Here is a 12,105-nt window from a genome sequence, read left to right as displayed (position 1 = left end):
GACGGAAGACATAGAGGCACCCCCCCAGTACCTGGGGGACAGACCTGTGAGGACCTGGGGGACTGGGGCCTGAAATGCCTGGAATGACTGTGATGTCTGGAGGAATGGGGGACTGTTTGCCCAGGCAGACATGTTGCTGAGGGGTGGCTAGTGAGCTGGGAGGCAGCTGGGGGACACCCGTACCTGCGATCACTAGGAGTGACTGTCACGCTGTCACGCCTGGGGTGTCACGCGCCCCTGATCCGGCTGTCACGCTCTCCGTTCAGCCCGGAATCACGGGCCCGAACCCCGGCTTCGGGCCTCGCGCCGATCAACGTGACACCCCTCCTGAACCGACTACAGCCCGCAGCGGCAAGCCGATTCAGGTGACCGTGGCGAATCCTTACGCGGGAGGGCGGGCGGGTGCGGAAAAATCCCCGGGGTGACCACCGACAGCGCCACCGCTGCGCTCTACGCCCAGGCCCTGCGGAGCACCGCCGCCGACCCGACCTGCTGCACCGTGCCGTGGGGCGTGTGCCCTGAGCACGGCGGCACCCTCAAGTCACGCGCGCGACCCACCGAGGGCTTCGACTCCTGGTGCACGGACTTCACGTGCTTCAACGTCTGGCCGTACGACCGGTTGGATGCGGCCTGCACCGAGCCCCCACCCCGCCCCAGCCCGGCCAGGCGCTGCTCGCGGCTGCGGGGCGCCTGGCCGGGCTGGGGCGGGGTGGGGGCTCGGTGGTGGCGAAGCGGTGCCAGCCCTGCCAGGTGGTCACCGGCCAGGCAATCTCCGTCTGCACCTCGGTGGTGGTGTCGGCCCAGGGGGTGTCCGCACCAGTGCCGGTGGTGCGGCCTTTGGCAGGCGGGTCGGTGTGTGGGGAGCGGCGGGTGGGTGGGGTCACCAGGTGTCCGCTTCTGCTAGGGCGTCGTAGAGGCCGAGCCCGGTGTAGGGGAGGGCGGGCGCCTCCGGGACCTCGTCTGCGGTTTCCTCTGTGTTGCCGTGCGTGGGGTCGGGGTGTTCGGTGGGGTCGGTGTCATCGGCCCAGTCGTCAAGGTCGTCGATGCTGTCGCGCGGGGCCTGCGCGGTCGAGTGGCCGGTGTGCTCGGTGTTGTCGGCCGGCTGGGGTGCGGTGAGGGGGTGGGGGTGCGGGCGGGCGCGGTGCGGGCCAGGAGGGCCTGTTCGGTGCGGGTGGTGCTGCCGGTGCGGGCGCGGCGCTGGAGTTGGTCGAGGGCGTCGGCGAGGTCGGCTTCGTGGGTGGCGGGGTCGGTGCGGCGGGCGGTGATGCTTTGCACGTACTGCCAGGTGCGTTCGTTGAACGGGTGGTGGGTGTGGTCGCGGTGGATCCAGGGGATCTCCACGAGCCGGCCGTGGGGCAGGCGGACCCAGATCTGGCGGGCGTCGTGGGGGTTGTGGTGGATCTCCCACTTGCCGCCGCGGGCTGCGTGGGGGGAGGGCTGGCGGCGGTAGGGGCCCAGGACGTCGTGGTCGTAGGTACGGTGCTGCACGCGGATGCCGTGCTCGGTGATGGTCTGCCAGCGCATCGGCAGCAGTTCCAGGTAGTCGTGGCCGCTCAGCGGGACGGGCACGTAACCGGCGACGGCGATCAGCGCGGCCCACATCTGGTTCGGTGACAGCGCCGTCTTGGGCAGCAGGGGATGGCGCAGGCCGTTGTGGGGCCGGTGGTGGTAGTGGATGAGCCACTCGTCCAGCAGGTCCTGCAGCTGCGGGACGCTGAAGCAGGCCTCGGTCTCGGCGGTGCGGCCGCGGCGGGTGACGTCGGAGCCGGTGTAGCCGGCCACGTGCTGGCAAAACAGCGCGTTGATCGAGCCGAAGGTGCGCTCCACGATGCCCTTGGCGGTGGGGGCGTGGGGCGGGGCGGGCTGCACGCTGATCCCGAGGGTCTCGCAGGCGGCGATGAACGTCTGGGAGAGGAAGATTTTGCCGCGGTCGACGACGATCGTCTCGGGGACCACGACCGGCCGGGCGGCCGCGCCGTCCAGACGTTCGTCGACGGTCAGCAGCCGTGCGTGCGGCAACACATCAGCGTGGTCCAGGCGCAGGGCATCGGGCCAGGTGGGGCGCACGGGGTGGGGGACGGCCATCTCCGCCAGCAGCAGGGCGGCGTCCACGGCCTGCGTGCCGGCCGGGCGCAGCACAGCGGCCACGATGGCGCGGGAGGCGACGTCGACGGCGGTGGTCAGTTCGGGCCGGCCCAGGGTGCCGTCCTCGAACCGGGCGAGGATGTCCAGGCGGGTGGTGTCGATCTGCACCTGCTCGCCCGGACGCAGCGCGACGGTGGGAACCAGTGCCCGTCCGTCGGCGGCCAGCGGGCGGGCAGGGGCGTGGGGCAGGTCGCCGGGGGCGGCGACGGCGCGGATGAGCCGGTACAGCGTGGACCGTCCCGGCAGCGGCACCGTGCCGGCACCGTGCCGGTCGGCGAGGATGCGGCCGATCTGCGGGATCAGGGCGCCGATGGTGCCCCTGGAGCGGCCGCGCTGGCGGCGCAGCGCCTCACGGACGGCGGCGACGACCCGCTCGTCGGCGCGCCCGGTAGGGCTGGGGCTGCGGGTGGTGCGGTGGTCGACCAGGCCCCACAGGCCCTGCTTGCGGTAGGCCAGGCGCATGCGCTGCACCGTGGAGCGGGTGACCCGGCCGAAACCGAGCGCGGTCAGCTCCTCGGCCTTGGCCGCCTCCCGCTCGGCCAGCGTGAACCGCCCGGGATCGTACTGCTCCCGCATCACCGCGCTACTGCCGGGCCCCTCGGGTGAGCCGCACTCCACTTCGCGGATGTGCCGCTGCCAGGCCAGCGCCTTTTGGCGCGCGGCCTCGGGCGCGGTCTGGAACAGGCCCCACTGCGGCACCGCCTGCGGCACTTCGGTGCCCAGCACCGCGAAGCCGGGATCGGCGAACAGATGCCCGGCGAGCACAGCTTCGCTGCTCTCCTCGTCGCTCAGGTGGACGTGCTGCCCGGCCAGGCCCACCACCTGCCAGCGCCGGCCACGGAAGCAAACCTGCGCGCCGACCGCCACCACCGGCCGCCCGCCGGGCCGCGCCCGGCTCACCGGACGCCGCCGTCCGGGCGGTCCGCTTCGCCCCGCGGCGTGCCACCGCGGACGACCCCCGCACCGCCGGGCATCTCTGTGCCGAGGGCGTCCCCGAACGCCCCGTCGGCACCACGGTCGGCGTCGCCGCCCGGCGGACCGGCGGCGCCCCCGCCCCTGTGCGGGGCGCCGAGGCTGACCAGGACACGTTCGTGCAGCGGCGCATCCAGCGGGACCCTCAGACGGCCGTGCCACAACGCGTGGAAGACGACGGGAAGAACCTCGATCGGGTCACCAGCCGCTTCGACGCCCTCGATGAGCGGCCGCGGCCGGGTGAACACCTCGCAGACCGCGGTCATCAGACCCGGCCGGCCACGGTTGCGGGGGTGGCGGTAGCCGGCCAGCCACCTCACATTGGCCGCCAGCGTGTCATCCAGCCGCTGCAGACGCCGGTAGGCGAAGCCTACCGGTGCGCACGCGGCCGTCATGGCCGTGGCGGCCTGCTGCGCCCGCTCCCCGCCCGCCTGCGGGTGGCTGGGACAGTCGGCCAGCAGCGCGCTGCCGTCGGCGTGGCGGACGAACAACTGCGGCACCCACGAGCGCACCTGCCCACGGGAATTGCGCCACAGCAGCCGCACCGGTCGCCCGGACAGACCTACCACCTGCGGATCGCGGTCCAGCACCATCAACTGGGCGCGCATCGCATTCGAGCCGCAGGCCACGTGCCGGCCTGTGGTGGCCGACCACCACAGGCCCGGCCCCCACCGCCGGCCCGGCACGACCGGGAAGGACGCGACGGGATCGAGGTCCTCGAAGGCAACCGCGAGGGCGGCGTCCGACCACCGCTGCTGCACCGCCTGCCCGGCCGGATCGCGGAAGACCGCCTCGAACCCTGCCCCCACCTTCGCCCGTCCCGGCTTGCCGCCGGATCCGACCGCCGCGCTCGTTCCGCTCACTCGGCCCACCCAACCCAGCCCGGCAGCCGTCCGGAGCGGTTTCGCTGTTCCGGCATCCCGGCGCCGCCTGATGCGGTACCGCCGGGCACCGGCGCACCACACCCCGCAGCTACTCCTGGCCCGTCACTTCCGGGCGGGCCGACGCCTATCCGTCTTCCGCGTCCCGGTACGCCTTGAGCGCGTCCGCCAGAGCACCGGGGGGCAGCTTCGCCCACTGGACTACGTCCTGCGGCGGCACTCCGGCGTTCACGGCCGCCACAACGGTGCGCTGCAGGGCCTGGTCGAGCAGAGCGGCGCCGTGGCTGAGACAACGCAGCAAAGACCGGGCCGCCTCCGCACTCGCACCGGTCTGCGCCCTGCGCGTCTGGATGAGCTGTTCCTGGGCGCCATCGACGAGACTACTGATCATCATGCGCTGCTCGGCGGGCACCGCAGCCCGCCACATCGTCCCCGAACCGGGCGCCTTCTTCTCCTTGCCCAGCACCCGCAGATGGGCGGCCATCGACGCGGGCTGGTGCTCCCGCCGCAGCCACCAGGGGTCGTTGTCGTACCCGGGCGGACCGCCGGCGCCGCGGCGAAGACGGATGACGCTGCCCATCCAGGCGAGCAACGGCCCACCGTGGTCGACCGCGATCACCGCTCCCAGCCATGGCCGGCCCATCCGTTCGCCCAGCACCCGGCAGAACGCCCCGTCGGCGGGCAGCGCCCGCGGTCGTCCGGCGCCGCTGTCTGCCCACACCAGCTCGGCCATGGCCGGGTCCAGCAGTGCGGCGGCCATGGCCACCACTTCAGGGAAGACGACCGCGTCCCGCCCCACGATCCGCCACCGTTCCAGGTCACCGCCGGCGTCGCCACCCGCGACCTGGTGCAGGCGCCGCGGCCAGGTCGTCTCCCGCTCCCACCCCAGGGCCTGCTCCCACCACCGGGCGACCACCGCCTGCGCCAGCGCGAACACCCGCTCCGGTCCGGCTCCGGCGCGCACCGCCCGCCGCGCCACACCGGCCCACCGCCGCTGCGCCGCGGCCACTTCCGGCACACCGCGCACGTCCAGATACTCCAGCCGCTGATCAGCATCCGCATCCAGGCCCCACCGCCCGTGCCGCACACACACCCGATCCCACCGCGGCACGTAGCGCACCGCCGTCACCGGGGCGCCGGTCCGCCGCGCCACGCACAACCGGCACCCGAACGCCACCGGCCCCACCACCGCACCACCCACCCGCCACACTGCCCGCGGCTCCCCGACCCCGCCCGTGGCGAGCTTGGCATCCTCCCACCCCCACGACGGCAACGCCCGCGCCAGCACCTGCGGGTCCACCCCGCACATGCCGGCCAGCATCCGCCGCCCCGGCGCGTTCAGCAGCACCTCCGCATCCGCCCGCGGCGCACCGCCGTCATGCCGCGGCCGGTGGTTGAGCCACCGCCAGGCGGACAGCAGCGCTCTGCTCTCCAGCCCGTAGCCGGCGGCGACACGAGCGATCAGCGACGCTGTCGTCTCCCCGGCCAAGGGCACGATGCGCAAGACCCCAGCGCCCCGCGGTCGGCCCACGTGGACCACTCCGGCGATGGCTCCCACTGATGTGTCCCCCTTCTCGCGAAGCCGTCGGCCACCGTCCGCTGCCCACCAGCACTGCAGTTCTCCGGCCGCGTACGCCGCGGCCTGCTGCCGTGGCAGGGCGAGGCGGCAGCCGGCCGGGGCAAGCAGCCGTCCGCTGCAGATCTGAAGCCGGGGCCGGTTTGATTAGTAAAATCGGTTAATTCATTCATGCTTCGGCCGCAGCAGCCTCCCACAGGACGGCCGCCGGCACCCCTGCGCCGGCCCGACCCCCGGCCCGTCCAGCAGCTTCCGCAACCGGCCCACAGCACCCTGCCCAGGCGCTGCGGCAGGTCCAGGAGGACCGCCGGACCTGCTTCCTGCCGGATCTTCTGTGACCAGGAGCTGCTCGCCGCGCCAGGCGACTGTGCGCACCTGCTGCGCGTGGCGGAGACAGCCAGGCTGCGCCCGCCCCAGCCACCATCCCGCGCCACCGGTAGCAGCTGGCCGCCGCGCGGCTGACGTACGAGACCCCGGGCCCTGTCGGCGGGGCCGGAGTCTCACGGCGGCGGGGGAGCGGTCAGAGGTTGTCCCAGTAGCTTTCGCGCTCGGAGGGCGGCCCGAACCGCTTGATGGACCAGCAGGTGCAGTTCCCGCCCTCGTACAGCTCCTCGTCACACTCCTCATGGTGCTCCCTCCCGCACCGGTCGCTTCGCCGGGGCGGCCGGCGGCGCGGGCAACTCCGGGGCTGGCGACTCCTGGACGGCCTCGGCGGCAGGGACCGCGCCCGCCCAGTCCATGCCCAGCGCGGCGAGGGCGGCGCGCTGCTCCGCGGTGAGCTTGTCCCGCCTCGACTTGGTGTTCGAAAGCCAGACCCCCAGCTTCACCGGCACTGGCTCCGCCTCGCCTTCGACCGTGATCTCCACGACGGCGCCACGCGGGACGGGCCGCTGCCCTTCCCGTTCCACCCACTGCGTCAGGGCCGTCAGGCCCCGCTGGAAAGCCGCCTCAGCCTTGCCCCCTGCCTTCCTCGGCCCCTTGGCCGTGTCGGCCGGCGCCGGAGCAAGCTCTGTCGGGGCAGCGGCAGTCAGGGGGAGGGTGGCGCCCCGCACGCCCAGCGCGGTCAGCCGCTCGCGCTGTTCGGGCAGGAGCTGTGCCCAGGTGCCTGGCTCCTGCTGCCGCCACCTCCAGGTGCCGATGTCGTCGCCGTCGTAGACGACGTCCGGCGCGATGTAGGGCAGGTGGCCGTCGGTGTCGACGAGGTGGGCGAGGACGCGGTAGTGCCGCTGCCAGTTGAGCGGCCAGGGGCAGTTCCAGTCCGGGTCGATCGCGGTCAGCTGCTCCGCGCGGGCAGCGGCCCGCTTCGGGTCCTTCCCGAGGCCGCCCTTCCGCCGGAGGTTGGCCATGTGCTGTCCTACGGGCACCATCGTTTCGCCCTCGCCCCACACCGCGTCCTGACGCGGAGCAAGGTGTCCGGTGGCCCGCCGGTAGGACCGGAGCGCGGCGAGCTTGTTCTCCCACGCCTCCTCGCCCGGCTCCCAGACCATTCCGGCCTCCGGCGCGTCCAGCAGCGTCTTGCGCCGCTCCTCCAGTTCCCCGGCCCGCAGGGCCTTGCGCTGCTGGTGCATCCAGCGGCCGAGGGGAAAATCCTTCGTGACGCCGACCTCGACCTCGACGTCGTAGGGCACGGTGTAGATGCCGGTGATCTGGTTCTCCTTCCGCCAGCGGATGAGGGCCTGGTAGCCCGTCAGCCACACGAGGGTCTCGGGCCGGTAGACCCGGGTCCGCAGGAAAGCGGCGATGGTCGCGGTGTCGCGCGGGCTGGAGAAGTGCAGCAGCGCGGACTCGGCAGCGGCGTCGGTGTCGTCCTGCTCCTGGTCGTCGCCGTCGCTGGCGCCGCCGGCCCCGACGATCCGCCCGTCCTCGTCGCGCTGGATGTGGACCTTGCGCTTGCCGCTGGTGAGCGCGCGGGAGGCGAGCTGTTCGACCATGCGCTCGTCGTGGGAGCGCAGGCCCTGGAGGACGGCTACGAGCGGGCGGAAGCTGGCGCTGGCGACCATGTCGGTCGGGTCTTCGCCGGGCTCCAGGAAGACGGGTGTGTCGTCTCAGTGATTCTGCAGCCGGTTGCTTCTAGAAGATAGCTATGACCTGCAGGGATGCATTTTGTGAGAAGGGTGGACTGCCTGGTGAGTTTCAGCTTTGGGGTGTGTTGTGGCGTGTGCGCAGGGCTGTGAGCTGTGGGGATGCAGTGTGTGAGAGGGAGGAGCAGGTTCATTGAGACGTTTTGTGGCTGGGCGGAGTTGTGTCCCTTGGCGGTGGTATCGGGGTGGATTTTCTGCTCAGCGACGGTTATGAGTGTGTGGGTCTTGCAGTGTGCGGCGGAGGTGGGTGATGTGCTGGTGCCAGTGGCGGGCTTGGTCTGGTGAAGGAAGCCAGGTCCGGACGGTTTCGTGATCGTCGAGTTTGTCCAGGACTGCTGCTGGTTCCTCGGCTGTGTCGGTTGGGTGCGAGGCTGTGCGGTGGCTGTGTTGTGTGAGGTCGTGAAGTTGGTGGGCCGCCTGGTAGTAGGCGATTTGGGTGTTGGTGAGGCGGCGGATGGCGTAGCCGCCGCATTTGCTGCACGGGTCGAAGTGTTCGTTGGTGTGGAGTTCTTCGATGGTGACCAGTTCGTCGTCCGAGTGGATGCCGCGGTCGGCTCTGCGGTGGGTGCAGCCGGGGGAGTGTGCGCGGCCTTGGTAGAGGCCTCGGGCGTCGGTGGTGTAGGCCTGTACGGTGGCGAGGATGCCTAGGGGGAGCCCTGAGCCGCGGCGCCATCCTTTTTCTGTGTCTGGTGTGAAGGGCTGCAGGTCTAGCTGGTCCATAGCCAGCAGGCCGTGCCAGACCGCGTTCGGAACGGGCCTGAGTGGATTGCCGTGCTCGTCGTATCCGTCACTGTCCAGGGTGCGAAGGTCGGTCACGGACCGGGCCAGGGCAAGTGTACGCAGGGTGTGATCTACGTCCCGTTGGGCGTAGGTCAGGCGGATGCAGACTCGTCGTCCTTCGGCGAGGCCCAGGTGGCGGCCGAATTCTTCGGCGTGGGGATCGTCCACGTGCGGCAGCCACACGCTGCCGTGCTCGTCTCTTTCGTCGTGCACTGGTGCGCCTTTGTCGAAGAGCGCGTCGGGAAGGTCGCTGGCGCCGGCGATGATGACGCCCTGCCAGCCTGCGGTGCAGCGTTGCTCCAGGACGTTCAGCGGGACGACGTCCGCTCCCGTCTCGGCCGAGAAGACGAGGTACAACTGGTCCGGGTTCATGGTCGTGCTGCGCAGTGCCCGCAGAGCGGCCGCGGTCACGGGGTGCCGGCCGCTGACCGGGGTGTCGTCGAATATCCCTGGGCGCAAAGGCGTTTCGCCGGCGGGCGGGGGAGCAGGTGGGTCCTGCTCCTCGGTGTAGTCCGGTGTGGAGTGGTGGGACATCAGCTGTGTGGCCACAGTGTCAGGGACTCGCAGGGTGAGGGTGCGCGTCGTCCAGTCGGTGGTGACGAGGTACGAGGCAAGGACCGCGAGCTCCCACTGGTCGACGCGGTCCAGGAGGGAGTCGCGAGCGCGGCTGCTCCGGAGGCCGTGTTCGGGAAGCTGCGCTGCCAGGGTCTTCTCTTCGCGCACGTCGGTTGCGTGCGCCTGGGCGTCAGCCGTCCATTGGGCCAGCAAGTGCTGCGCTCGGTCCAGCATCTGCTGGCGTCCTTTGCGGCGGCCGCCTATCTCGTCCGTCAGATAGTGGGTCAGGTAGCCGTGCTCACGCGGATGCTCCCAGCTTGCTTCTGCCCCGCAGCGCCATCGCTGCCACAGTTTCGTTAGTTGAGCCTTCGCTTGGGCGGGTGTGCCCAGCGGGGCGAAGGCCGGGTCATCGGCGGGTAGGGCGGGGTCCAGGGCCGATGCAGCGGCCGCCGTCTCGAGGGCTTCCCGGGCGACCAGCTGTGCGGCTTGAGCACGCAGTGTCTCGAGGTGGTCATTCTTGCGCTGTACCTGGGGAGCGGCCCAGGGCCTCAGCCAGGGAAACAGGTCCAGTGCCGTGTGGGCGCGGTGCATGCTGGTGACGGCCGCGCGCCATTGGCTGAAGACGGACTCCCGCAGATGCTGGGCATCCTGGCGTTGTTCCCAGGCGGATTCCTCTGCCTTCTCGGCCTCCTCGTCCAGGTCCTTGGGGGATGTGGGTTCGTTGTCTGCGGGCTGCGGGTCGTTGTGCGGGGTGGTGTGGAGCAGCGCTGCTGCCTGGTCGACTTCGTCGTCGCTGTAGGTGTCCTCGTCCGCTGCGGTGTAGCAGTGCAGTTCATACGGCAGCCCCGGGCCTGTCATGGCATCGAGGAAGATGCCCAGGCTGGTGCCCGGGCGGGCCCACCTGCCGTATGCCGTGCACTGGGGGCACATGCGGTCGATCGTTGCGGCCTCGAGTCTGATCTCCTTCTGGGCCGCGCGAGCGGAGCGCAGGGACGCACACGACGGTGAGGCATGGATTTTGGCTTTCGTACCGGGAGCCGACCACACCGTCATTGCCGCGCCTTCGAACGGGCCGAGCGGAACGTCTGATGTCAGCCGGGTGTCTCGCATCGCATCCCCTTCAGTTGCGGATGCTGGAGCCTAACTCCTGCCGCTGACACCAGTGTCCGGCATTCTGCGGATGTCCTTCAGGCGCCTTGGTCGGTGCTGTGGGGCGCGTGGTCGAAGAAGCGGTGCTCGTGGGTAAGGGGGATGCGGCGTACGCCAGTGGCAGTGTCTTGTGCGGGCAGCGATTGGGCGGCGAGCAGGGTCTGGGTGCGGTCGTCGTGGGCCTGGCCGAGGATCTGGGTGATCAGGCGGGTGGCGGTGGTGCGGTCGAGGTCGTTGGTCTCGCTTCCGTAGCCGGGGCAGTCGATGACGAGCAGCGGTGGGATGAGGGTGTCGGGTACCTCGTGTGCGACGTCCTGGAGGGCGAGCAGGGCGCACACGTTGTGCAGGATGCGCTCGCCGCCGGCGACGCTGCAGATGTCGAAGCGCTTGTGCCCGATCACGGTGGTGTAGCTGTCGGGGTCGATATGCGCCTGGTCCACGCCGGGCAGGATGGCGCGTGCGTGCTTGAGCAGGTGCTGAGACCACAGCAGGATGCGGTCCTTGCGTCGGGTGTCGCGTTCCCTCCGGGCGGCGTCGAGTGCTTCGCGGGCCTTGGTACGTGCTTGTTTGAGCGGTTCCACCTGGGCAGTGAGGTCGATCAGGAGCTGGATCTCCTTGAGCCGCTCCTGCAGCTGGGCGATCTCGCCGGCGAGGTAGTTGATCCGGTTTTCGGCGTCGAGGGTGCGCTGGTGGTGCGGCTTCCACTGGTCACGCTCGTGCCGGGCCAGATCGGCTTCCGTCTGCTGTGTCTTCTCCTCGGCCTGCCGGGCCAGCTGAACGGCATGGGCATAGTGGCCGCGCCGCTGGCTGGCCGTCAGGGCTGCCAGGTCGATGCGGGCCTGGGCCTCGTCCAGCTCGTCTTGACGCATACCGCCTTCGCTGTCGGCGAGGGGCTGCCCGCACTGACAGCAGTGCCCGGCCGGCCGGGCGGGAAGTTCCTGCCGGCACTCGCTGCAGTGGGTACGCCGGGCGGCGCGGTGCTTGAGGCCACGCAGGTACCCGCGTGCCCCGGCGAGTTCAGTGGCTGCCTGCTCGGCCTCCTGCTGGGCCTTCTCGGCGGCCTTACGAGCAGTCTTCTCCTGCTGGCGGGCCTGGCCCACGGCCAGCTCGAGGCGGCCGCGCTGCGCGGCGATGTCGCTGAGCTGCTCCTGGTAGTCCTGGGCCGTTTTGCGGGCGGTTTCCAACTCGTCTTGTTTGCGGCTCTGTTCGGCCAGGACAAGGTCGGGATGGTCCAGGCCGCGCTCGGCGCGGCGCTTGGTGAGCTGGCTCAGCAGCCGTGACGGCGCGGCATGGGCGCGGTCTGCTTCCGTGTACGCGTCCTCGAGGCGTGTGAGTTCCTCGTCGCGCAGTCCGAGCAGCACATCGAACACCAGCTTGCGTTCCTCGGTGCTCAGACCGCCGAACAAGTGCGTGGAGATGGTGCCTTCCTGCAGGTACATCGCACGCATGAGCTGAGGCAGGCCGAGGCGGGCACCGCTGCGCTGGGCGCGGGGGATGCCGAGGAGCTCGAGTACGAAGTCGCCCGCGCAAGGCTTGCCGCTCCTGCCGGTGAGGGGGAACGGTTTGACGATGCCCCCGTCGCGGGCCTCGCGGAAGACGACGTTCCCCGAGGCTGGGGCACGGGTGATGGTCCAGGGGACGCCGCTGATGATGCACAGCAGGTGCAGTTCCTTGCAGGCGGTCATGGGCGGCATCTCGGCCACGTCGCCTTTGCTCAGCCCGAGTACGTAGAAGAGGCATTCCAGTGCGGTAGAGGTTCCGGAACCGATCGGTCCGGTCACGGCGCACACCGGTGCGGACAGGCGCCGCTCGCGCCAGATGTCGTCCTGGAGCAGAAACCGTAGCTTCGTGATGCTGATCAGCGGTCCCACGCCGAGACTCCCGTTGGTTGCGGTGTGCCTGCTACGTCCGTTCCTGTGCAACGAGGACTGCGGGGTGAAGTGACGCCCCTGGGGGCGAAGAGGGC

Annotated in this window: 5 protein-coding genes and 1 pseudogene; all 6 read right to left on the bottom strand. The window is 70.9% G+C overall.

All coding sequences use genetic code 11. The features are described 5' to 3' along the window. Positions 1-900 precede the first annotated feature (900 nt). On the bottom strand, positions 901-3,045 hold the full coding sequence (locus tag ACZ4QV_RS40535) for a Mu transposase C-terminal domain-containing protein (protein WP_467764353.1): 2,145 nt from the start codon (positions 3,043-3,045) through the stop codon (positions 901-903). Beyond that, positions 3,042-3,980: a TnsA-like heteromeric transposase endonuclease subunit gene (locus ACZ4QV_RS40530; RefSeq protein ID WP_467764352.1), complete on the bottom strand. Its 939-nt coding sequence runs from the start codon at positions 3,978-3,980 to the stop codon at positions 3,042-3,044. Before ACZ4QV_RS40530 ends, ACZ4QV_RS40535 begins: the two co-directional genes overlap by 4 nt. Before the next feature lie 145 nt (positions 3,981-4,125). Further along, positions 4,126-5,493 carry a DNA-binding protein gene (locus tag ACZ4QV_RS40525; RefSeq protein ID WP_467764371.1) on the bottom strand — a complete coding sequence of 456 codons (1,368 nt, stop codon included), beginning with the start codon at positions 5,491-5,493 and terminating at the stop codon, positions 4,126-4,128. Positions 5,494-6,302: 809 nt separating this feature from the next. Then, positions 6,303-7,610: pseudogene (locus tag ACZ4QV_RS40520) on the bottom strand (helicase associated domain-containing protein); the annotation flags it as partial. A 243-nt stretch (positions 7,611-7,853) separates the two neighbouring features. After that, the gene (locus tag ACZ4QV_RS40515; protein ID WP_467764351.1) at positions 7,854-10,100 is read right to left on the bottom strand and encodes a hypothetical protein; all 2,247 of its coding nucleotides are present in this window, start codon (positions 10,098-10,100) and stop codon (positions 7,854-7,856) included. A 77-nt stretch (positions 10,101-10,177) separates the two neighbouring features. Continuing rightward, the gene (locus ACZ4QV_RS40510) at positions 10,178-12,010 is read right to left on the bottom strand and encodes a coiled-coil domain-containing protein (RefSeq protein WP_331786455.1); all 1,833 of its coding nucleotides are present in this window, start codon (positions 12,008-12,010) and stop codon (positions 10,178-10,180) included. Between the last annotated feature and the right edge of the window lie 95 nt (positions 12,011-12,105).

The sequence above is a fragment of the Streptomyces sp. NPDC026394 genome, assembly GCF_055567735.1.
The sequence above is the reverse complement of the archived record's forward strand: the minus strand, read 5'-3'. Positions and strand labels throughout refer to the sequence as shown.